This is a genomic window from uncultured Hymenobacter sp. (genome assembly GCF_964243305.1).
Taxonomy (GTDB): Bacteria; Bacteroidota; Bacteroidia; order Cytophagales; family Hymenobacteraceae; genus Hymenobacter.
In genome coordinates this window covers 1-22,327 of sequence record NZ_CAXTEF010000008.1, presented here as the reverse complement: position 1 = coordinate 22,327, position 22,327 = coordinate 1, and the positions used below count along the sequence as shown (strand labels likewise).

The window sequence follows — 22,327 nt, the reverse complement described above, 5'->3', positions numbered from 1 at the left end:
ATGACGACGTTGGTATTAAAAAGAACTGGCTGCGGCACGCTCTTCGGCTAAAAGTTGATCCATGCGCTGATTTTCCTGCTCGGTGAAGCCCAAATCGGGGATTTCCAGCGGCGCCTTGGGTCCTATTGCTTTCATGAACTTGGCCAGGGTGCCATATTCAGCTATAATATCTTCGGCGCGGTAGCTATTGTTACGTGGACGCGGTAGGAGTTCGGGACGTTTCGTGGCTTCCATAGAAATGGTGTTCAATCTGGTTAATTAACAACACTGCAACATATAAGCTTCGCAATTATTTCCGGTTGGTATCTCCTTGCTAGGCAGCCGCTTTCGCCAGCCGCCGGGCCAGGCCGGCCGTCAGCTCGCGCTGCTTGTAGCACAGCGGCAGCTGCTGCCCGGCGCGCAGGGCGCGCAGCGTGATTTCGGCGCAGGCGCGGGCGTCGGACAGGGCGTCGTGGTGCTGGAGTTCAAGCCCGAAAAAATGAGCCAAATGGTTGAGCCGGTGCCGCTCCAGGTGCGGCCAGCACGCCTTGGCCAGCTTCACCGAGCACAGGCAGTGGAAGGGCGGCACGGCCAGGTCGAAGTCGCGCAGCGTGTGTTCGAGCACGCTCACGTCGAAGGCCGAATTGTGGGCCACAACGGGCTGCTCGTACAGGTAGGGCAGCAGTTGTGGCCACACGTCGGCCAGGCTAGGCGCCTCGTGCAAATCGGCTTCGCTGATGCCGTGGACTTGCTGGTTGCGCCAGTCCACGCGCAGCTCGCGCGGGCGCAGCAGCGTCTGGAACGTGTCGGTGATGCGGCCGCGGCGCACCAGCACCACGCCCACGGCGCAGGCACTGGCCCGGCGCTCGTTGGCGGTTTCAAAGTCGATGGCCGTGAAGCTGAGGTCGGCCAGGGCCTGGGTGATAGCGGCTTGCATGAAGGCAAGATAGGGTTGCAGCGTAGACTCGGTGAGTCCGCGCGTAAACAGCTTTGACAGCACACTCTTAATGGTGCGCTTAACCGCGCGCATTCGCGGACTACAAAGTCCGCGCTACAGCAGCCGGCCCGCGGCCCGCAGCAGGGCGGGCGCCAGCGTGGCCTGCCCGGCGGGCTTGGCCACGGCGGCGGGCAGCAGCAGGCGGGCGGGCGCGCCGGGGCCTGCCTGGGTTGGCTCGCTGCTTTCCAGCTGCTTCAGGCGTTGCAGTAGTAACGTGGCAATCGCGCTAAGACTGGCCGATAGGGGTGCATATTCGCGTAGTAGGGGCTGCCGGGCCAGCAGCGGCGCCAGCTGCGAGTCGGTTTGCTGCCACGTGGTTAGTTGGGCGCGCAGCGTAGCCAAATAGTGCTTGCGCGTGGTAGGGGGGGGTAGGGAATTCGTGGTGGGACTCAGGGCCGGTGCCGGCCCCAGCAGGCTGTCCACGGTGGCGGCGAAGCGGCGCGCCACTTCCGACTCGGCCGGGGCGGCGTCCACGAGACGGTTGAGCGAAGTTTCGGTTGAGTATTTAAAGCCCTGAAAGTGCCGCTGATATTCCTTCACCGGCTCTACTACGCCGGCCAGATTGCGCAGCGCGGCCTGCTCGGCGGCGCTGGCGCTGGGCCCGGCAATGTCTTTCAGCAGGCGGGCCGGGGCGCGGCGGTGGCGCAGGCCCAGCCTGTCCAACTGCTCGCTGACCAAAGCCAGGCGGCGGTACATATCGGGCACATCCTGGCTGAGGGCGGCCGGTGACCACAGCCGCTCGGCCACGGCGGCGGCGCGGGGCCAGATGCGCGAATCCACGATTACGGAGTCGGCAAACTCCAGCCACATGGCCGCCTCGCCGCCTAGCACGCGGCGGGCCAGCGAGTCGGGCACGCCCTGCTGCGGGTCGGCGGCGTAGTGGGCAGCGGCGGTTTGGTAAAGGTCAACGTAGTAGCCGTGGGCGCGCAGAGCGGGGTGGCCCAGGCGCGCGGCTTCCAGCAAGCCCTTGGGGCCGCGCCAGCTCTCGATTACGACCGGCGCCGGCAGGTCGGGACCCAGAATCTCATCCCAGCCGACCATCGTTTTGCCTTGCCGTTGCAGCAAAGCCAGCATCCGGCGGTTGAAGTAGGTTTGCAACTGGTGCTTGTCGGGCTGGCCATTGGCTTTCACGAAGCCTTTTTCCAGCATAAACGCCACGATGCGCGGGTTGCGGCGCCACTGCCGGCCGTCGTTTTCATCGCCGCCGATGTGAAAATACGGGTCCGGAAACAGGCCGGTCATCTCCGTCAGCAGCGAGTCGAGCAGGGTATAAGTGGTTTCCCTGGTTGGGTCGATGGCGATGTTGAGCACGCCCCAGCGCGTGGGCACGGCGGTGCTGGAGTCGGGGTTCGAGGCCAGGCGGGGGTAGGCGGCGATGATGGCGCCGGCGTGGCCGGGCAAGTCGAACTCGGGCACCACGCGGATGCCGCGGGCGGCGGCGTAAGCCAGCACCTCGCGCACCTGGGCCTGGGTGTAGTAGCCGCCCGTGGCGGCGCCTACCCCCTGCAAGCGCGGCAGCAGCCGGCTTTCCACGCGCCAGCCCTGGTCGTCGCACAGGTGCCAGTGCAGCACGTTGAGCTTCACGGCCGCCATGCCGTCGAGGTTGCGCTTGACCACGGCCACGGGCAAAAAATGGCGGGCCACGTCGAGGGAGAGGCCGCGCCAGGCAAAGCGCGGCTGGTCATCGATATCTACTTCGGGCAACTCCCAGCCGCGACCTGCGCGCCGGGGCAGCTGGCGCAGCGTGGCCAGCGCCCGCAGCACGCCCAGGCTGGTCGGCGCCGAGATGCTGACGCCCAGCGGCGTGATGCGCAGGCTGTATTTTTCCTCGTCCTGCTTTTCGGCCTGCCCCACGCGGCCGTAGCGAATTTGCAGGGGTAGGCCGGCGGCTTTCGCCGTGCCGTTGGGCAGCACCTTGATGACTTGGCGGGCGCTGGCGGCCACGCGCGGGTCCAGGGTTGTTTCCAGCACCAGCTTCAAGGGGCCTTTGAGGGGTAGGGCGGCGCGGCCGAACTGGGTTTGGGCGGGGATGGGCAGCAGCGGGGAAGCGGGCTGGGCGGCGGCGCTCAGCGATATGAGAAGCAAACAAAATTTCACGCAGTGTCTCGCAGTGTTAAAACACGCAGTGTCCCGCAGTGCCGTTCTGGAACAACACTGCGGAACACTGCGCCTTAACACTGCGAGACACTGCGTGAAATCTGTCATATCAATCCGCGAGCTTTAAATTCCAGGTACTTGTTAATGGTGTTTGCCGTCAAATCCTTGGGCGCCGTGAGCAACGAATAGATGCCGTACCGCTGCAATTCGAGCACAATCTGGCGCTTTTCCTGCGCGAATTTCTCGGCGATGGTCTGATTGTACACGTCCTCCGTCGTCAGGGCCGGCGCATCGAGAAAGGCGCGCAGCTCGGTGTTCTCAAAAAACACGACCAGCAATAAGTGGTCCTTCGCCAGCCGGCGCAGATACGGCAACTGCCGCTGCATGGCCTGCAAGGTTTCGAAATTGGTGAACAGCAGCAGCAGGCTGCGCTGCCTGATTTTGGTGCGCACCGTGGCGTAGAGCAGCTCAAAATCGGTTTCCAGGTAGCGGGTTTTCTGACGGTAGAGCACTTCCAGCAGCTTCAACAGATGGCCGGGGCGGCGGTCGGCGGCCACGGCCGCACCGGGGCGGTTGCTGAAGGTAATGAGGCCGGCCTTGTCGTGCTTGAGCAGGGCGATGTTGCTCACGACGAGCGTGGCATTGATGGCGTAGTCGAGCAGGCTCAGGCCTTCAAACGGCATCCGCATCACCCGGCCTTTGTCAATCAGGCAGTACACCTGCTGAGCGCGCTCGTCCTGGAAGTGGTTGACGACCAGCGCGTCGGCGCCCGCGCCGGGCGCGCTACGGCGGGCCGTGGCTTTCCAGTTGATGGAGCGCGGGTCGTCGCCGGCCACGTAGGGCCGGATTTGCTCGAACTCCAGGCTCTGCCCCACGCGCCGGATTCGCTTGACGCCCACTTCCGTGAGCCGGTTGCTGATGGCCAGCAGCTCGTACTGCCGCATCTGCAAGAACGACGGATAAACCGGCACCGTCACGCCCTCCCGGTCGAAGCGGAAGCGCCGCCGCGCCAGCCCCAGCGGCGAAGCCACGTACACGTTCAGGGCCCCAAACGCATACTCGCCCCGCTTCACCGGCCGCAGCTGGTACTGGATAACGCGCGTCTCACCCGACTTCACGGCGGTTCGGAACAGCACGTCGCGCCGCTGAAACTGGTGCGGAATCTCGTCTATCGTCTCGGTCTGCACGCCGAAGCGATAGCGGTTTTCCATATAAATCTGCACCTCATTGTCCGAGCCGTTGGCCAGCTTGTCGCCCAGCGCCCGCCGCCCGAACACGTGCCCGCCGCCGAGGTAGAGCAGCGCCGCGTCGAGCAAGCTCAGCGACGCGAGCAGCCCGAGCAGAATGTACATTGGCGCCAGCAGCCAGGGTAGGAAAAAGGCCACGGTGAAGCCGAAGACCAAGGCGCCGAGGGCGAGGAAGAAGCGGCGGGTGAGGAAAAAGGACACGGATAAAAGAAGTAGACGGCAAAAAATCGGCTGTCATGCTGACGAAGGAAGCATCCTACCGCGCTTGAACGACGCAGTAATTAGTGATATACTGCTGGTTAAGGCGTGATAGGATGCTTCCTTCGTCAGCATGACGGATGTAAGGGGCCCATAGCCTGATAAGCTACCTGGGTACCTCAATCTGCCCGATAATTCCCTTCACCACGTCCTCCGGCGTGCCACCTTCCATCTCCCGCTCCGGCGTGAGCATGATGCGGTGCCGCAAGACGCTCGGCGCCAGAAACTGCACGTCTTCGGGCGTCACAAAGTCGCGCCCGCGCAGGGCGGCCAGGGCTTTGGCGCCGTTGAGCAGGGCCAGCGAGGCGCGGGGCGAGGCGCCCAAATACAAGGACTTATGGGCGCGGGTCTGGCCGACGAGCTGGGCGATGTAGTCGAGCAGCTTGGGCTCGACGCGTTGCTGGCGAACTTGCTGGCGCAGGGCGCGCAGGTCGTCGGCGGTGAGCACGGCCTGCACGGCGCTCAGGTCGTTGCTGCCGTGGCCGGCGTGATGGCCTTGCAAAATCTGGACTTCCTCGGCCAGGGTGGGGTAGCCGACTTGCAGCTTGAAGAGAAAGCGGTCGAGCTGCGCTTCGGGCAGGCGGTAGGTGCCTTCCTGCTCGATGGGGTTCTGGGTGGCGAGCACCAGAAACGGCTCGGCCATCGGGTAGGTACGACCGTCCTGGGTTACCTGGTGCTCTTCCATCACCTCGAACAAGGCCGATTGGGTCTTGGCCGGGGCCCGGTTGATTTCGTCAATCAGGACCACAGAGGCGAACACCGGGCCCGGCCGAAACTCGAACTCGCCGGAGTTCTGCCGAAACACGGACGTGCCGAGCACGTCGGCCGGCATCAGGTCGGGCGTGAACTGAATGCGGCTGAAAGGCACGGCCAGCGTGCGGGCCAGCAGCTTGGCGGTGAGCGTCTTGGCGACGCCCGGCACGCCTTCCAGCAGCACGTGCCCGTCGGCCAGAATAGCCGTGAGCAGCAGCTCCAGCAAGTCGGTTTGGCCGATAATAATTTTGCCGATTTCCGCGCGCACCGCCGTTACCTGCGCCGTGAGGCGGGCAAAGTCAGTGCGCGGGCCGAAGCCGGCGGCAGCGGCCGGGGCTTCGGGCGCGGCAGGGGGGGTAGGGATTTCCTCAGCAGCTGGCACTGCTGCCGAAATCGGGACAGACGTCAGCATGTCAGCGGTGGCGGAAGGCACCACGGTCGAGTTGGATTGGCCGAGGGGGGTAGGAAAATCGGGCAGGTTATCGGGAGTCATGAAGAGAAGCAGACGAGACAGGCCGGAGCGGTGAAAAGCAAAGAGCGGGAAAGGCTTAAAGCCCGAATAAAGTCAGCTAAAAGTGAGCATAAGCGCCCGCAGCATGACCGTAAAGGCACTTTATTAAAATTGTGCAATTCAAGCAAAAACCTGCTTCTTGCCTCAGTGCAATAATTGGGAATCACGCCGTAAACCAGTTGCAAAATGGGTATAATTCAGCAGATTACCGCTTGGCCTCGCGCCGAAAGTCATTCAGCGCGCGGCTGAGCCGGAGCAGCTCGCGGTCAGTGACCTGGGGGGCGGTGCGGGCAAAGTTGACGAGGCGCAGCAGCTCATCGACGCGGGCGCGGGGCAGGCCGGCTTTGTGGGCCAGCCGCTCACGAAAAGCTTCGTCGCCGAAGTCGGGGGTAGGCTCCTGGAAATGGGTGCGCAGGTAGTCCCGAAACAGACTGACTTTTTTCTCGGCAATCAGGGCGTGGCTGCGGCCCTGCTGGTAGAGGCCGGCCACAGTGCGCGTAAACAGCAGCGTAGTGTTGGGCAAGGGCTTGAGCGTGGGAATGATGCGCTGCCGGCGCCGGGCCTCAATCAGCACAAACAGCAGCCCGCCGAGCAAACTCAGATAGAAGGCCATGCGCAGGGCGTCGTGGGCCAGCAGCACCCGCAGCAAGGACTGCTCGCCGACGGGCCCCGTTTTCTCATATTCGTCCCACCAGGCCGGGCGCGGCGGCAGGTAGGAGAGCATCCCGGTGGCGAGGCCCGTGGTTTGGGGCCGCAGCACGAAGTAGTTGGTGAAGGCCAGCGGCACCGAGCACAGGTAGAAATGGCCCTTTCCGTAATCTAATCGAATAAAGACGGCCCGGCCCTGCGCGTCGGCGGCCAGCGTGGCGCCGCGGCGGCCGGCCGCCACGCTCAGCCGATACGCGCCGCCCTCGCCCGGCAGGCGGTAGGTTGGGCCGCGCAGCCCGGCGTTGGTGAAGCGCAGGCTCACCGAATCGGGGGGGGTAGGGGCAGCGCCCGCTTTCAGCCGGGGCACGCCCAAGTCCAGGGCGCGGCTCTCGAAGCCGAGCGAGTCGGCCAGCGAGCCGGGGCGGGTGCCACCGAAGTCCTCGGCGCCGATGAACACGTCGTGGCCCTGGGCGGCGTAGCGCAGCAGTGCCCGCGTGTCGGAGGGCGCCAGGCGGATGTCCTCGGCGATGAACAGGTAGTTGGCGCGGGCCGGGCGCAACGGAATTTCATCCCGCGCTGCCGGGCGCGTGGTGTCGGTAGGGGCGTCGGCTTCCTTGCTTTGCTCAGTGGCTAGCTCGCCGCTGGTTGCTTTCTCGCCGGTTTCAACTGCTGAATCAGTTGCGGGCGCTGCGTCAGTTTCGGGTTGCACTATGTCGGCGGCGCTGTCGGCCGCTGCGGGGGCCGGCGGGGATCCCGTCCGCCGGCTGGCGCTGTCGGCGGCCTGCGCCGTGTCGGTAGCGGGCTCAACCAGCTCCTCCACGTCCTCAAACTCCTCCGGGTCGGCGGCAATGCCGGTGAGCTGGTTGAAGGCCGCCACGCGCACGATTTGCACCGAGTCGGTGCCGAGCAGGCGCGGCAGTTGGTCATAAAGCACGAAGGTGCCGTAGGGAATCTTCTCCTTGCTCAGGTAGGTGGGGCGCCAGTCCAGCGGCCGGGGCCGGTAGTATTCCAGCGCCACAAAGGCGCCGAATAAGGCCAGCAGGCCGAGCAGGTACCAGCGGAGCGAGGTCATATAATAGATTTGGTGCTATATAACACCCTAAATTACGGTGAGCTGTCGCGCAAAAAGGTCGCGCAAAAAGGCGGTCATGCTGAGCCTAAGCGAAGCATCTCGCGTGGGGTAGTAATCAGCTTTTTCAAAAATTGAATTAGTGCTGCGGTAGAGATGCTTCGCTTAGGCTCAGCATGACCGCCTTTTTGCGCGACAGCTCTCATCCTGCTTCCCCCAGCTCCCGGCTCAGCGCCTGCTGCCCGGCGCGAGCCTCGGCGTAGAGGCTGGCGGGCAGCGGCAGCTCGCCGTACCAGACGTACTCGAACTGCCGGGTCAGCTCGCCGAAGGCGGGGCGCAGGGGGCCGGCGGCGGGCAGCTCGGCCAGGTAGGCGTGGTTGGTTTTGTCGGGCTGCCAGGCAATCAGGCCGTGGTCGGCCAGGCGCTTGAGCAGCTGCAAGTAGCCCAGGCGCAGGGCCAGGCGGTGATTGCCGACGGCCTCAGCTTCGGCCAAGCGGGCCTGAAAGTCAACCTCGTGGATGTTCTCCGCGAGCGTATCGTAGCCCAGCGGCACCGGACGGGCCGAGCGGCCGAAGGCACCCGTCACATCGACTTGCAGCAGCTTGAGCACGATGAACACCGCCGCGCCCAGGAACAGGGCGTAGAACACCCAGCGCCAGAAGCCCTCGTAGCTGCGGCTGGCCAGCCAGCGCCGCAAAGCCTGCCCCACGCGCCGCCAGAACAAGTCCCAGGCGCTCGCCGCTTCCGGGGCGGCCTCGACGTAGGTGAACTCGCGCTGCTGGCGCAGCTCGCGCAGGCGGGCCGCATCAGCCGGGCGCGGGGGCAGCGGCGCGGTCAGGTCGGGCGGCAGCGGGCGCCGCCCCAGCGCGGCGGTGGCCTGGGCCGAATCAGGGGGGGTAGGGCCCGGTCCGGCCGCGGCTGGTGGGGCCAAGGCCAGGCTCAGGGTCAGGCCGAGGAAAGCCAGCGCGCCCGCCAGCTGGTGCGGCCCGCGCCGGGAGGGCTGGGAAGGGCGGGCCCCCCGGCTGGAAAATGCTGCTGCCGCTGGCCTCACCGCAAACTTGTTAAATGTTACCTGGTATCGTTTTAAAAAAGCTGCTCCCTACCCCCCTGCTGGCGGCCCAGGCCCTGTTGGCAGAACTTAATATTCGCCCTCCTCGCTGGCCCGGTAGCTGGCGTTGCGGGCCGTGGGGCCGACCTGGCCCAACTGCCCCACGAGGCCGCGCAGACCTACGCCCTCCTGCCGCTCGACCAGATTAAAATACTGAAAAGCCAGCACCAGCAGCAGCGGCGGGTAGAAGAGCAGCGCCAGCCCGGTGCTGAGTGTGTTGGCGACGATGACGAACACCGGCGACTGCCAGGCATTGCCGCGGAGCAGCACGGCGGCCCCGCCCCCGAGCAGTGTCGAGACGATGCCCACCAGAATGAACAAGCCCCAAACCAGCAGGCCCATCACGAAAATAAGCCCGAACGTAGACCACCACTTGCCCCGAATCAGCTGCCGGCACCGGCCGACGGTATCCCGAAAACCGGTGCCCTCAACCAGCTTAACAATGAAAAACAGGCTCAGCATGATGCTGAGGTACAGGCCCGGCAGCACCAGAAAAAAGAAGCCTACCCCAATCAGAAAATAAATGCCGAAAATGGAGAAATAGGTGCTCACAAACTCGCGCCGGATAACCCGCCACACCTCGGCCACGCTTACGCCAGCGGCGGGGGGTAGGGAGTCGGCGCCGTCCGGGCTGGCCAGGCGGCTGGCCGCGCCGCGCAGGCAGCCGAGCACGTAGCCGTAAACGCTGAGCACCAGCAGGCTGAAAAAGGCGATGGTCAGCAGCAGATTAAGCCAGTAGAGGGGCGAGCCGGTCAGCTCGCTTAGCTGGGCCAGCTGGGCCTGGGCGCCGCGGAGGCCGGCCGTGGCCGGCGCCGTGAGCTTGCTCCACATTGTGAGCTGCAGCGTCGAGTTCAGCACGCCGGTGAGCAGAGCGGCGGGCAGCACCGTGTAGAGCAGCACCCGGCCCAATGGCCGCCAGTGCACCCGAATGAAGTCGAACGCGGCGCTAATTTTCTGGCCGAACTCGCGCTCCTGGCGAAAGTCGGCTTCCTGGGTAAAGAGTATTGCCATGCGCGAGGGGGGGTAGAGAATAAGAGGATAGGATAAGCATAACTAAAATCAGGGGGCCGGCGGCGGCTGGGCGGCGGCCTGGGCCAGCCGGCGCTGCACCTGGCCCGGATAAAGGCCAAAGTACCAGCCCATAAACGCCGCCGAGGAGCCAATGATAGCCAGGCTGGCGGCCACCGGCATTTCGGTGTGGCGCGTCACGAAGCCTTCCAGGAAGCCGGCGACGATGAAAATCGGCACCAGCCCGACGGCCAGCTTCAACCCCTCGCGGGCCGAGTGGCGAAAGGCTTCGGCCCGGCTGAAGGTGCCCGGAAAGAGCAGGCCCCGCGCCATGACCAGGCCCGCGCCGCCGGCCAGAATAATAGCCGAGATTTCCAGCGTGCCGTGAATCCAGATGCTGAGCAGCGAGGCCTGGAGCACGTGCTGCTGGTAGAAAAAATACTGGAACGCGCCCAGCATCACGCCGTTGGTGAAGAGCAGGTAGAGCGTGCCCGCGCCAGCCGTGATGCCGCTGGCGAAGGTGAGCAGGGCCACGCGCACGTTGTTGAAGGTGATAAACAGGAACATGGGCGTCTCGTTCTCGCTCTTGTAGATGGCCATCGGGTCGCCGCGGTGGATGTTTTCCAGCGTTCGGTTCACGTACTCGTCGCCGAGCACGACGCGCACAAACGAGTCGTCGTAGGCCGCCGACAAGGCGCCAATCAGGGCGAAGAGCCCGAACACGAGCGCGGCCAGCAGCAGCGGCCGGCGGTTGCGGGCCACGACCAGCGGCAGCTCGGTGCCCCAGAACTGCCGCAGCCGGCCGCGGCCCTCGGCTTTGTTTTTATAAAGGCGCTGGTGCAGCTGCCCGGTCAGGGTGTTGAGGTAGGCCGTGGTGGGCGAGGCGGGGTAGAACGTCTGGGCGTAGGCCAGGTCGTCAGTCAGGGCCACGAAGCGGGCGGCCAGCTCGTCGGGGTCCGACCCGGCAGGGCCGGCGGCGGGCCGGGCTTCGTAGCCGCGCCAGCGGTCCTGGTTTTGGCGCAGGAAAAGGGCTTCGCGCATAGCAGGGGGGTAGGGAATAGTGGGCGCCGGGAAAGAGAAAAGTAAATGTAGGAAGCCGGCTGGTTCGGGGCCCGCCGCCAAACAGAAAGCCGCGCCGGGCGTTAGGTTCGCAGCAGATTCGCGACGCCGGCCAAAGAATACGCTGGCGTGCTGCGGCTTCCTTAAATTCCCACCTGCCAATGGCCACGATTCGCGTCCAAACCACCCAGAACGTCACCCTGGAATACGAAACGGCCAGCGTGGGCGACCGGCTGCTGGCCACGCTCATCGACTATGCGCTCTATATCGTGTGGTTTATTTTTTTCGGGGTGCTGCGCAACCAACTCGGTTTCGGGCTGGGCAACACGGTGATGCTGCTGATGATGGCGCCCACTACGTTCTATTTTCTGCTTTGCGAGGTGCTCTTCAACGGGCAGTCGTTGGGCAAAAAAGCCCGCGACCTGCGCGTGGTGCGCCTCGACGGCACCCGGCCCGGTCTCGGCGACTACCTGCTGCGCTGGCTGTTGCGGCCCCTGGAGATTGTGGCCTGCCTGGGCGGCGTGGCCATTCTCACTATTCTGCTCAACGGCCGCGGGCAGCGCCTGGGCGATTTGGCGGCCGGCACCACCGTCATCAGCCTGCGCCGCCGGCCCACCGATTTTCGTGGCGCGCTGGCCACCGAGTTGCCGCCGCCCGGCTACCAGGTGGTGTTTCCGCAGGCCGCCCAGCTCTCCGACCACGACGCCGCCCTGCTGCGTCAGCTGCTCTACCAAAGCACCCGCAAGGAAAACTACCTGCTGCTGAACGAGACGGCCAACAAGGTGAAGGCCCTGACCGGCATCCACACCGACCTGCGCGACGAGGCCTTTCTGCGCACCGTGCTGCGCGACCACGCCCACCTGGTGGCGCATGGGGCATAAAGTAGTTGTAAGAAAAAGCGTACTCTTCGCTGACTAAAAAAGTAAAAGCGGCTGACCCAGTGTTAGGCCAGCCGCTTTTGCAGGAGCGGTTAAGGAGCTGTTATTCGCCTAGTTGCGGGTCATAAGCCGGTTGGTAGCCAACTCCGAAGCCGGAATGGGCCAGACGTACAGAATGTCAGTTGGCTTCACTTCACTTACGGTGCCTTTGCCGGGAATCGTAGCGTTGAGCCGCATCAGGTCAATATTGCGGATGCCCTCGCCCAAGAACTCAATGCGCCGCTCCAGCAATACCGCATCAACGGCCTCGCTGACGGTGGTGAAGATTGGATAGGAGAAGGGAACTGGCGTAGCGGGGGGAGTGACAGGCAGAGGCGGATTGGAGCGCTGGTGCACCGCGTTCAGCAGGGCTACGGCCTGCGGGTCGGTGGGCCCAGCCGTGCGGAAACGGGCTTCGGCCAGGCTCAGCATCACTTCCGGGTAGCGAATTACCGGCGCCTTGTCCAGGTAGGGCGCCCCATTGGGAAACTTGTTCAGGTAGATGGTGCTGCCCGAGGCCGTGGTCAGGCTGGTTCGCCGCAGGTCGGTGGCCCGGAAGCCAGGGTTGGCAAGGATGCCCCCGGCGCCGGAATTCAATGCGTATTCGCCGTTGCCAGCGGGGGCCGGACGATAATAAAAAGCCAACTGGTTTTGGGTGCCAGGGCCATTTTGAGCCGTGAAGGGAAAGCTCAGGATGCTCTCGTTGGTTTCCTGGGGAGCGGCAAACACGGCGGTGATGGAAGGGTTCAGCGCATGGCGGACGCCGGTTGGGGCCACAAACGGCGCCGCGGCCGGCACCAGCTTATTAGCCTCTAAAATCACATCGTCGTAGCGCCCCATCGTCAGGTACACGCGCGTTCTTAAGGCGATGGCTGTGTTGCGGTGGGCCCTAGTCACGTTTAGGGTAGGAGCCGTGGTACCCGTGTAAGCCAGCGGCAAATTATCCTCCGCAAACTTCAGGTCCAGCAGAATCTGGTTGTACACCTCAGCTACGGTGCTGCGGGCCAAGTCGTTATTGGTGCCGTCGGTTTCGGCCTGCAGGCGCAGAGGTAGGCCGGGCTTGCTGCCGTTGCCGTCGATGTAGGGCCGGGCGTAAAGCTGCAGCAGTGAGTAGTAGCTCAGGGCCCGCAACAACCGAGCTTCCGCCTGGTAGTTAAGGGTCGTAGTAGTGGCAAAGTTGGCGGGAAAGGGCGCCGCCGCGAACTTGCTGGCGTTGGCTTCCATGCCCGCCAAAAACACGTTAATTTGGTTGATGGCCAGATACGCAGCCGCCCACAGGCTGACAACGTCGTTCAGCGACTGCTCATTCAGGGTGTGATTCCAGACTCCCAGGGCGGTTACGCCGTTGCCGCGAAGGTTGAGAAAATCGTCGGCCCGCACGTCGTTGTAAACCTGGTAGCGGCCGCCCAGAAAGCTGCCGACCTTCACGAAGGAGTACAAGCCGTTGACTTGCAGCGCCACGCGAGCCGGGGTGTCGAACACAACCTCCCGGGGATAGGCAGTGGTAGGAACGGGATCCAGTAAATCGTTCTGGCACGAGATGGTCCCGAAGGCCAGCGCCGCGGTGCAAAGCCCGGTGGTAACTAATTTGGTTAAAGATGCTTTCATCGAACTATATAGTTAAAAACCAATGTTAAAGCCCACCGTGTAAGTTCGAGCCTGGCCCACCGAGTTGCGGTCGACGCCCGCGCCGGTGTTAGCAGTGGTGCCCGAGTTGGTGGAGATTTCCGGGTCGATGCCGGAATAGTTCGTGAGCAGGGCCGCGTTCTGCACCTGCCCATATACCCGGACGCTGGCAATATTGAAGCGGCTCAGGAGGCTGGGCTTCACGTTGTAGCCCAGCGTGACGTTGCGCAGGCGGGCAAAGTCGCCCTTCTCGATGTTCGACGACATAATCAGGGCCGAGCCGTTGGAAACGTTGTCGCCGTACACCACGCGCGGCCACTCGCCGTCGGTATTGGTTTCCGTCCAGCGGTCCAGAATGTCCACGTCGTTGTTCCAGAAGCGCTGGTCGTGCAAGCCAGCCTTGGTACCGTTGTAGATGTAGTTGCCGCCCGAGTACTGGATGAAAACGCCCAAGTCGAAGCTGCGATAGCGGAAGGTGTTGTCGAAGCCCCCGTACCAGGTTGGCAGGGTCGGTCCATAGTAGATGCCATCCACCAGTTGATTAGGAGTAGCGGTGGGGCGTCCCGTGGCGCGGTCGGTCCAGCCGCCGCCCAGGTGGTTGTATTGCGCCACCGTGCCGTCGGCTTTCTGAATCAGACGCCGGCCGTTGTCAGGATTTACGCCCAGCGAGGGTACGGCCAGCAGTTCGCCTACTGAGCGGCCCACTTGCGTATAATTGATCGTCTCCAGCGACGTGGCCGTGCCGATGCGCTGGCCTTCGGTGGCCAGGCTCAGCACCCGGTTTTTGAGCGTCGTGAAGTTGCCGCTCACCGTCCAGGTGAAGTTGGTCGTCTGGATGGGCGTGGCCCGCAGATTTAACTCGATGCCGGTGTTGCGCACCGAACCCACGTTGGCTAGGTAGGCACTGTTACCGGTGTTGAGCACGTCGCCCGGCGCGGCGCCCGGAATGCCTTTCGAGGGCGCCTGGGGTACACTCAAAATTAGGCCGTCCAATAAGTTGCGGTAGAAGGTAAAGTCCCCCGTAACCCGTTCGCCAAAGAGAGCAAAGGTGACGCCGAGGTCAGTCTTCTTACTGGTCTCCCAACCGAGTTGCTGGTTGCCGACGTTGCTTAGATAGAGCGTGGCGTTGTCGCCGTACAGGCTGTTTTCGTAAGTCAGCAGCGAGGCAAAGTCGAAGATGCCCTGGTTATTGCCGACGTTGCCGAAACTGCCTACAATTTTCAGGAAATTAACCGTATTGGCGAGCGAAGAATTCTTCCAGAATTTCTCTTCTGAGACGACGTAACCGGCGGAAGCTCCGTAAAAGTTGCCCCATTTTCTGGCAAAGACCGAGGAGCCATCGCGCCGAGCATTGACTGTGAATAAGTACTTCTTGGCGAAATCATAGTTGAGGCGGCCAAAGTAGGAGAGCAGGTAGTTTTCGCTTTGCAAGTTGCCCGCCGCCGCAATATTGGTGTACGTGCCTTGGTAGTTGGTCAGGAATGCGTCGGCTACTCCGGTGCGGGTAGCGCCCCAGCGCTCGGTGCCAGTGTGCTGCTGCTCGTTGCCCAGCAGCAGGGAAAAGTTGTGCTTCCCGCCGAAGGAGCGGTCGTACTGGACCGTGTTCTGCCAGTTCCAGCGCTTGTTGGTCCGGTTGTAGTTCGAAGCCGAGCCCACCGTGGAAAAACCATCGCCCGCAATGGACGTGTTAAAGGACTTATCCTCGAACAGAATGTTGTTGATGCCGAAGCTGGTGCGCGCCGTGAGACCAGAAATAATTTCCCAGCTGGCGTACACGCTGCCCTGAATCTCGTTGCCTTCGGACGTGAAATAGTTGTTTTCCAGGTCTACGAGCGGGTTGTAGTAGTTTACGCCCAGCGCCGCTCCGGTGGTCGAAGTGGGTTCGAGGTTGGCGCCAGACCCAAGGCCGGCCCCGCTGGTGTTGTAAGTGCCGTCGGGATTGAAGGCGGGCACGTTGGGCGGCAGCACCAACGGCAGGCGGCCCAGGCCGCCCGTGCCGAACGCGCCGCCGGCCGTCGAGCCGGAGTTAGGCGCCTGGTTACGGCTGTTGGAGTAGCCCACGCGGGTTCCGATGCTGACGTTCTTGAACAGGCGGTGGTCGAGGTTGAGCCGCGCCGAGATGCGCCGAAACTCATTCTCCTCCAGCATCCCCTTCTGGTTAGTGTAGCCCACCGACGTGTAGTAGCTGGTTTTGTCGGTGCCGCCCGAGAAGTTCAGCGTGTTGGACGTCGAGAAGCCCGTGCGGTAGATGTAATCGTACCAGTCGGTATCGACGGGGTTGCCGTTGCCATCGAGGGTAGGCCGGAAGCCTTCGATGTTTGGAACGGGAGATGGTGCACCAGCCGGCGTAACCGCAATGCGGTTGGCGTTCAGGTTGCGCACGGCTTCGTTCTTGATGTTGATGTACTGCTCGGCGTTGAGCACATCGAAGAGCCGCACCGGCTGCGACCAGCCCGCCCACGAGTCCAGCGAGACCCGGCTCTGGCCTTTCTTACCTTTTTTGGTGGTTACCAGAATTACTCCACCGGCCGCCCGCGAGCCGTAAATCGCGGTAGCCGAGGCATCCTTCAGCACCTCAATGCTCTCGATGTCACTGGGGTTGACGTTGCCCAGCGGGTTGTTCGGTACGCTGCCCACCGCCGAGCTGTTGCCGCTGAAGGCCGGGATACCATCGATAACGAAGAGTGGCTCCGAGCTGAGCGTAATCGAGTTAACCCCGCGGATGCGGATGACGGGCGGGTTGTTGAGCACGCCGTTGGGCGTGGTGATGTTCACCCCCGAAGCCCGGCCCTGCAAGGCTTGGTCGAAGCTCTGCACCGGGGCCGTGGCAATCTCTTTGCCGCTGATAGTGGCCACGTTGCCCGTCAAGTCGCGGCGTGATTGGGTGCCGTAGCCCACCACCACCACCTCGTCCAGCCCCGTGGGGTCGGCCTTGAGGGTCACATTGACAGCGGACCCACTGCCGATGGCCGCTTCCTGGTTGGCGTAGCCGACGTAGGAAAAAATCAGGGTTTTGGCCTCGTCCGGTACCGACAACGTGTACTTGCCCTCCGCGTCGGTGGAGGTGCCTACGTTTCGGTTCTCCCCTTTCACTAGCACTGTCACCCCCGGCAGCGCCCCACCATCGGAGCCAACTACGGTGCCCGAAACCGTCCGTCCCTGCGCCCGCAGGTCGTGCGCCACTAAGGCAAAAAACAGGAAGAAGAGCAGTTGTAGAATTCTGTTCATTTGGTTGTGTTTTTGGTAAAAAGGATGAGCTGAAGCTGCGAATATAGGTCCTCAAATTAAAATTTGCATTCTGCCTTGTGAAAAAACAGATTGGCTCGACGCCAGCCAGAATGGATTGACGGTATGCGCATTGTCGGCGGATAGGGATGCATCGAAGATGCTACTGAAATGACCGTGCTGCGCGACCACGCCCACTTGGTGGCCGGGCAGGCCTGAAACGCGACGAAGCCGACCAGTTTCCTGGTCGGCTTCGTTGAAACGGAGGGGGGTAGGGATTGCCTATTGTAAGATGCCCTGGCGGGTGCCGGCGGGCTTGCCATCGAATTTCAGGCGGAAAAAGTACAGCCCGCGGCGCTGCCCGGCGCCGTCCCAGCGCAGGGTGTGGGTGCCGGCGCCGAGCTTGCCAGGCCGGAGCGTGGTGACGTGGCGACCCAGGGCATCGGAGACCAGCAGCTCGACCTGGGTGGCGCGGCTCAACTCGAAGCGCACCTGCGTGGCGCCGGCAAACGGGTTGGGGTAGAGGCCCAGGCCGGCGGCCAACTCCCGCTCGCGGACGCCCGTCAAGACGCCGGTGCCGGCGGCCACGGCGATGTCGCGCACGGCGCTGCCCAGGCCAATGGCACCCACCAGCGTGGCGGCGCCCGTGGTCAGGTCCAGAGTGTAGAGGTTGCTGCTGGCCGAAGTGGCGGTGTTGGCGGCCAGGAAGGCTACCGGCGTGCCGCCCGCCGCCGCAGTATAGATGTCCAGGCTTAGGCTGGGCGTGGTCAGGTTCGGCGTCAAACCCGAGGAGCCCACGGTGTTCAGAATACCCTCATTGGGCGGCAACTGCCGGGCCAGCACGTTCAGGTTGCGGTCGTAGTCGAAGAGCGTGGTGCCAGTAGCCATGCTGGCGCCCGCGAAGCTGTTGGTGTAGGCGGCCGTGGCGATGGCCGGCGTGGCCGCGGCGTTGAGGTCGGCGGCCACCGGGGGGGTAGAGGTGGTGCTGCCGGGGTTGTACGTCAGCTGCCCGTCGGTGGCGGCCAGCGCGCCATCGTTGGGGTTGAGGCGGAAGTTGGCCCGGTTGGAGCCCACCACGCGGATGCGGTCCACGGTGGGGTTGAAGTCAAAGCCGATAGCGTCAGCGGTGCTCGTGCCCAGGGCCAGAGTCAGCGGTGCGCCCACGGCCGTGGCGGCGCCGGTGGTGGCGTTGAGGGTATAGAGCTGGGCCTGTTGGTCGCTGACGCGGTAACCCAGGGCGTAGAGGACGTTAGTGGCCGGACGCACATCCATGCCCACCAGCGTCTGGTCGGCCGGCACGCCGCTCAGGCCCACCGACGTGCGAATGGTGCCGGGCTGGGCCGTGTCGAAGGTGAGCAGGTTGGTGCCGGCCAGCGCGTAGGCCAGCTGGCCCGTCACGGCGGGCAGCACCGCCGGCCGGTCGATAGCAAAGGCGATGTCGGTAACGAGGCTGCCGGCGGGGCCCACGGCACCCACAGCCGTCAGGTTGGTGCCCTCAACGAAGTTCAGAGTGTAGAGCTGGGTGGCGGGCGCCGCCGTGGTGCCGCTGGCAACGGTCAGGTAGGCGGTGTTGGCGCGGGTCGTCGGATTGAAGTAGATGTCCAAATCAGTGGCCAGCGCCGTGGCCGTGTTCACGGTCAGCGTTGCCCGGCTGTTGAGGATGCCCTCGTTGGGCGGGTTCTGGGTGGTGTAGCGGCTGTTGGCTTCGTCGATGTCGTAGAGCACCGTCATGGTGGCGCCGATAAACGAGTTGCCGTAGGCCACCGAGCCGACGCCCGGCGTCTGGGCGGCGTTGGCATCGGTGGCGGCGTAGGCCAGGTTGCCGTCGGTGGCGGCCAGGGCGCCGTTGTTGGGGTTGAGGCGGAAGTTGCTGTTGTTGCTGCCCGTCACCCGGATGCGGTCGACGGTGGGGTTGAAGTCGAAACCAATGCGGTTGGTTGTCGCGCCCAGGTTCAGGGTGAGCGCGGCGCCCACCGCAGTCAGTACGCCGGTGGTGGAACTCAGGGTGTAGAGCTGGGCCTGGGTGCCGGTGGGGTTGTAGCCCAGGGCGAAGAGCTGCCCGGTGTTGGGCCGCGAGTCGAGTCCGACCAGGGTCTGGCCCGCCGCGAGGCCCGTAATCGGGAGCGTGGCTGTGAACGTGCCCGGCGTGGCGGCATCGAACGTAACGAGGCTGCTGCTGGGCGCCGCACCGAGCAGCCCATAAACGGTTTGGGCCGAAGCCGGGCCCGCTGCCAGCACGGCGGCGCCCAAGGCCGCGGCCAGCCGGGCCGTTAGCCGCGGAGTAGAAGATTTACGCATGGGAAGCGGAAAGTAGGAGTAGGATGATAGATGAAGATTAGATGAAGGACTAACTGAGCATTGCTGTACGACCCTGACGGCAGGACGGATGTAGGATTTTAGCAATTCTTTTCAAAAACTTGGCTTGCTTAGCTTCCGCCCCGCAAGTGGCCGGGTGCGTCCGCGCTCGGCATTATAACCCCCTTATGACCCGGCGAGGGGGGTAGGGCAGCACCACCGCGCCAGGGCCAACAAACAGGGCAACCCGGTGAGGTTGCCCTGTTTGTTATCGTCAAATAAGATTTCCCGGAGGCCGGCCCTTGCTCAGCCCGCCGCCACGGCCTTGCGGCGGCTGACGCGGGCGGGTTTATCCTCCACGAGGGGGGTAGGGTCTTCCTCACGCGAGTCCGCCTTTTTCACCCAGCTCACCGAGTACAAATCCTTGCGGCGGTCGCGCAGGTTGCGCACGGCGCCGCTGGTGTTCAGGTCCTTGAGCAGGTCCAAATCCAGGTCGGCAATCAGGGTCATCTCCGTGTTGGGTGTGGCCTCAGCCACGATGGCGTCGTGCGGAAACGCGAAGTCCGAGGGGCTGAACACCGCACTCTGCGAGTACTGAATGTCCATATTCTCGACCCGCGGCAGGTTGCCGACCGAGCCGGTGATGGCCACGTAGCACTCGTTCTCGATGGCGCGGGCCTGCGCGCAGAGCCGCACCCGCTGATAGGCGTTCTTGGTGTCGGTCCAGAAGGGTACGAACAGAATTTTCATACCCTCCTCGCTCAGCAGACGCGCCAGCTCCGGAAATTCAACGTCGTAGCAAACCAGGATGCCGATTTTGCCGAAATCCGTGTCGAAGCACTTGAGCTTATCGCCGCCGCGCATTCCCCAATAGCTCGCCTCGTCGGGCGTCACGTGCAGCTTATACTGCTCGTCGTAGGTGCCGTCGCGGCGGCAGAGGAAGGCCACGTTGCTCAGGCGGCCATCTTCGTAGACGGGCATCGAGCCGGCCACGATGTTGATGTTGTAGCTCACGGCCAGCTCCATCATCTTGGCCTTGATGGGTGCCGTGAACGCGGCCATCGCCCGGATGGCCACCGAGGGCGAATCCTCGTTGGTCAGGGCCATGAGCGGGGCGTTAAAAAACTCCGGAAACATCACGCAGTCAGCCTTGTAGCCGCTCACGGTGTCCACGAAAAACTCAATCTGCTGAAGCAAGTCCTCCAAGCTGCGGGTGGCGCGCATCTGCCACTGCACGATGCCGATGCGGGCATTGCTTTTCTGGTTGCCAATCAGCTTTTCGGTTTCCTCATAGTAAACGTTAATCCACTCCAGCAGCGTGGCAAAGGCCTTGCTCTCCGAGTCATAGGGCAGGTAGCCGCGGATGATTTTGCGCACGTGAAACTCGTTGGCGAGCTGGAAGGTCAGAATCGGGTCCACGACTTCCTTGTTGCGCACCATCTCCACGTACTTGGCCGGCGTCATCTCGTCGGCGTAGGCCGCGTAGCCCGGAATGCGCCCGCCGGCTACCATTGCGCGCAGATTCAGGTTTTCGCACAGCTCCTTGCGGGCGTCGTAGAGGCGGCGGCCCAGGCGCAGGCTGCGGTATTCGGGGTCCACGAACACATCGACGCCGTAGAGGGTGTCGCCGTCGGGGTCGTGGGTGTCGAACTTGCCGTGGCCGGTAATCTTGGCGTAGGTGTGGCGGTCGCCGTAGTCGGAATACTGCACGATGATGGCCAGCGCCGCCGCTATCAGCCGGCCGTTGTCCTCGATGCCAATCTGGCCCTCGGGAAACTTGCGGATGAGGGCGGCAAACTCATCGGCCGACCAGGAGCCCTCCATGTTGGAGTACACCTTGTCCATGATTTCCTTGATGGCCTTGAAATCGGAGCGGCGCAGCGTGCGGAGTACGAGCTTGTGGGCCGGCACGGCCGTGGGCGTCAGGCGCGGGTCGGAGAGCGAGGCGACGAGCGCCGAGTTAGGCTTGCCGACTTTGCCGGCGTGGGCGCCGGTGCCGCTGTTACTGGAATTGGAAGAAGCCATTAAGAAAAGTTAAAGTCGGAAAAGTCAGGATAGAAAGCGCAAAAATAGCCGGCCGGCGCGCGACCAGCCGGCTGCCAACAAGCCCAGGCCGGGAAAAATGCCACGGCCCTACCCCCTGGCTACTCCCGCACCAGCCGCCGTATGGCCCCGCCTCAACTTCTGCTGATTTAGAAATTTACAGAGGAGCTTAAAAATGAATTTATAAAAATAATAGACGAATAATTAGGATTATTGCCTCCCCCCCCCCTCCCACATTTGTGCCACACCCAATCCTTTCACCCGTCAAACTCACTACCATGAGAAAGAACTACAGCATTTTCGCGCTGCTAGCCACGGCCGGCCTCGCATTAGCAAGCTGCGAGAAGGAGGAAACACTGGCAGTGCGAATTCCCAACACTACGCCTCCTGATACTAACAAAATCAGTAAGGCACCTTATGCTGAACAGGTACTTTACACACATGAGCACTTGGCGTTGCTGGGCAAAGCATTGGTGCTGTTGCAAAAGGACAAGCGGGTGCGTGATATCATGTACAAAGAGTTTGACGCCTGCAAACCTGGATTTGAGAACGTCTTGTTCGTGACGCTTTTCGAGAAAGCAAAGGCTCAAGGAATTGATTTAGAAGCTGAAATGAACCTTGCTTTGGCGAAGGCCGGCGAGAAGCAGACAGCTACTAACGCATTGCTGGCCTTCAAGGGTATTGAAGGAGTTACTTGGCAGCCTCAAATCTACATTCCTAACTATGCTGCTCTAAAAAAGGCCAATAAAGTTGGGCGCAACGAAACCAACGCTGCTCCGGTTTTTTTCACCTACGCCGGAGAAGAGAGCATTCAAAGCTATCAAACCTACCGAGCCGATGACAGCGGCTTGTCCGTGACAAAGGCATTAGTGGCTACGGAGGAGACTACGAACACAAACGAGGTGATGATTATTGGGCTCTCAGAGACATCTAATCTGCACTCCAGTGGTCCCCCAGTTGAGTCCGGTGGTCCCGCAGCTGCCAGTAAAACAAAAGGTGGTTGGTCTGCCAACATATACTACATCGGGAAAACCAGGGCATTGATTAATTTTATGAGTGTTAAACAGCATAAGGAAAGCTGGACCGCGGGCGCTAGTGAGGTGGCTGCTAATGGTGGCGTAAGGTGGAGGGCGCCGGGAGGACTTAATCCCTACAATCCACCCAACAACACTCCCGATGTTTCGAGAGTTGGCCCTAATGGTGCATTAAATGATTACGATGCTGGGGGCTACAGCGTAGCTGATTGGTCGCGTTCCGAAGTAGGTAACAAAGAGTTGAAATATGTCAACTTTCGCCTTGTTGACAATTGGAATCCGTACTGGTACCCTACACCAGGCTACCGCGGCCCGGTAGACGCATCAGGAGACACTGCCGGCTTCATCATCTATGAAGCAGATGCTTGGCCAGCCGGTCTGAAACCCGCAGAGTGGCGCTTGCCAGTTGACTTTAGCACAGAAACCGTGAACATTGCTGTGCAGTATCGTTCA

At 62.8% G+C, this 22,327-nt stretch carries 15 protein-coding genes; 2 read left to right on the top strand and 13 right to left on the bottom strand.

Annotation, left to right across the window (positions count from 1 at the left end; translation table 11 throughout):
- Positions 1 to 15: 15 nt before the first annotated feature.
- The 9 genes from ACFE70_RS07145 to ACFE70_RS07105 form a co-directional block, all read right to left on the bottom strand.
- Positions 16 to 249, bottom strand: coding sequence for a hypothetical protein (locus ACFE70_RS07145; protein WP_375417039.1), 234 nt, complete (start codon positions 247 to 249; stop codon positions 16 to 18).
- A gap of 64 nt (positions 250 to 313) precedes the next feature.
- Entirely contained in the window at positions 314 to 916 is a 603-nt protein-coding gene (locus ACFE70_RS07140; protein ID WP_375417038.1) for a 3'-5' exonuclease, read from the bottom strand.
- 114 nt (positions 917 to 1,030) lie between these two features.
- A complete protein-coding gene (locus ACFE70_RS07135; RefSeq protein ID WP_375417037.1) occupies positions 1,031 to 3,061 on the bottom strand; it encodes a beta-N-acetylhexosaminidase in 2,031 nt (676 codons plus the stop codon).
- 116 nt (positions 3,062 to 3,177) lie between these two features.
- Positions 3,178 to 4,521 (bottom strand): DUF58 domain-containing protein, encoded by a 1,344-nt coding sequence (locus tag ACFE70_RS07130; protein ID WP_375417036.1) that lies wholly within the window; start codon positions 4,519 to 4,521, stop codon positions 3,178 to 3,180.
- Positions 4,522 to 4,684: 163 nt separating this feature from the next.
- On the bottom strand, positions 4,685 to 5,824 hold the full coding sequence (locus tag ACFE70_RS07125) for an AAA family ATPase (protein WP_375417035.1): 1,140 nt from the start codon (positions 5,822 to 5,824) through the stop codon (positions 4,685 to 4,687).
- Between the two features lie 223 nt (positions 5,825 to 6,047).
- Positions 6,048 to 7,562, bottom strand: coding sequence for a DUF4350 domain-containing protein (locus tag ACFE70_RS07120; RefSeq protein ID WP_375417034.1), 1,515 nt, complete (start codon positions 7,560 to 7,562; stop codon positions 6,048 to 6,050).
- Between the two features lie 199 nt (positions 7,563 to 7,761).
- Positions 7,762 to 8,610: a DUF4129 domain-containing protein gene (locus ACFE70_RS07115; RefSeq protein WP_375417033.1), complete on the bottom strand. Its 849-nt coding sequence runs from the start codon at positions 8,608 to 8,610 to the stop codon at positions 7,762 to 7,764.
- 87 nt (positions 8,611 to 8,697) lie between these two features.
- The gene (locus ACFE70_RS07110; RefSeq protein WP_375417032.1) at positions 8,698 to 9,678 is read right to left on the bottom strand and encodes a hypothetical protein; all 981 of its coding nucleotides are present in this window, start codon (positions 9,676 to 9,678) and stop codon (positions 8,698 to 8,700) included.
- Between the two features lie 48 nt (positions 9,679 to 9,726).
- The gene (locus ACFE70_RS07105; protein ID WP_375417031.1) at positions 9,727 to 10,716 is read right to left on the bottom strand and encodes a stage II sporulation protein M; all 990 of its coding nucleotides are present in this window, start codon (positions 10,714 to 10,716) and stop codon (positions 9,727 to 9,729) included.
- 179 nt (positions 10,717 to 10,895) lie between these two features.
- On the opposite strand from ACFE70_RS07105, the gene ACFE70_RS07100 reads away from it, so the two are divergent.
- Positions 10,896 to 11,615 (top strand): RDD family protein, encoded by a 720-nt coding sequence (locus ACFE70_RS07100; RefSeq protein ID WP_375417030.1) that lies wholly within the window; start codon positions 10,896 to 10,898, stop codon positions 11,613 to 11,615.
- Positions 11,616 to 11,723: 108 nt separating this feature from the next.
- On the opposite strand, the gene ACFE70_RS07095 is transcribed toward ACFE70_RS07100, so the two are convergent.
- The 4 genes from ACFE70_RS07095 to ACFE70_RS07080 all read right to left on the bottom strand — a co-directional run bounded on the left by ACFE70_RS07095 (position 11,724) and on the right by ACFE70_RS07080 (position 20,642).
- Positions 11,724 to 13,259: a RagB/SusD family nutrient uptake outer membrane protein gene (locus ACFE70_RS07095; protein ID WP_375417029.1), complete on the bottom strand. Its 1,536-nt coding sequence runs from the start codon at positions 13,257 to 13,259 to the stop codon at positions 11,724 to 11,726.
- A gap of 12 nt (positions 13,260 to 13,271) precedes the next feature.
- The gene (locus tag ACFE70_RS07090; RefSeq protein WP_375417028.1) at positions 13,272 to 16,505 is read right to left on the bottom strand and encodes a SusC/RagA family TonB-linked outer membrane protein; all 3,234 of its coding nucleotides are present in this window, start codon (positions 16,503 to 16,505) and stop codon (positions 13,272 to 13,274) included.
- A 279-nt stretch (positions 16,506 to 16,784) separates the two neighbouring features.
- Complete coding sequence (locus ACFE70_RS07085; protein WP_375417027.1) at positions 16,785 to 18,800, bottom strand: DUF4394 domain-containing protein; 2,016 nt, start codon at positions 18,798 to 18,800, stop codon at positions 16,785 to 16,787.
- 303 nt (positions 18,801 to 19,103) lie between these two features.
- Positions 19,104 to 20,642, bottom strand: a complete 1,539-nt coding sequence (locus ACFE70_RS07080; protein ID WP_375417128.1) for a GNAT family N-acetyltransferase — start codon at positions 20,640 to 20,642, stop codon at positions 19,104 to 19,106.
- 476 nt (positions 20,643 to 21,118) lie between these two features.
- Here ACFE70_RS07080 and ACFE70_RS07075 point away from each other — a divergent pair.
- On the top strand, positions 21,119 to 22,327 hold a 1,209-nt coding region (locus tag ACFE70_RS07075), incomplete at its 3' end, for a hypothetical protein (RefSeq protein ID WP_375417026.1).

What these genes read in the sequence shown, in the direction of transcription:
- ACFE70_RS07080 (WP_375417128.1), bottom strand. Translation starts at nt 20,642, where the DNA reads ATGGACAAGGTGTACTCCAACATGGAGGGCTCCTGGTCGGCCGATGAG.
- ACFE70_RS07110 (WP_375417032.1), bottom strand. Translation starts at nt 9,678, where the DNA reads ATGGCAATACTCTTTACCCAGGAAGCCGACTTTCGCCAGGAGCGCGAG.
- ACFE70_RS07095 (WP_375417029.1), bottom strand. Translation starts at nt 13,259, where the DNA reads ATGAAAGCATCTTTAACCAAATTAGTTACCACCGGGCTTTGCACCGCG.
- ACFE70_RS07100 (WP_375417030.1), top strand. Translation starts at nt 10,896, where the DNA reads ATGGCCACGATTCGCGTCCAAACCACCCAGAACGTCACCCTGGAATAC.
- ACFE70_RS07125 (WP_375417035.1), bottom strand. Translation starts at nt 5,824, where the DNA reads ATGACTCCCGATAACCTGCCCGATTTTCCTACCCCCCTCGGCCAATCC.
- ACFE70_RS07120 (WP_375417034.1), bottom strand. Translation starts at nt 7,562, where the DNA reads ATGACCTCGCTCCGCTGGTACCTGCTCGGCCTGCTGGCCTTATTCGGC.
- ACFE70_RS07085 (WP_375417027.1), bottom strand. Translation starts at nt 18,800, where the DNA reads ATGCGTAAATCTTCTACTCCGCGGCTAACGGCCCGGCTGGCCGCGGCC.
- ACFE70_RS07105 (WP_375417031.1), bottom strand. Translation starts at nt 10,716, where the DNA reads ATGCGCGAAGCCCTTTTCCTGCGCCAAAACCAGGACCGCTGGCGCGGC.
- ACFE70_RS07140 (WP_375417038.1), bottom strand. Translation starts at nt 916, where the DNA reads ATGCAAGCCGCTATCACCCAGGCCCTGGCCGACCTCAGCTTCACGGCC.
- ACFE70_RS07090 (WP_375417028.1), bottom strand. Translation starts at nt 16,505, where the DNA reads ATGAACAGAATTCTACAACTGCTCTTCTTCCTGTTTTTTGCCTTAGTG.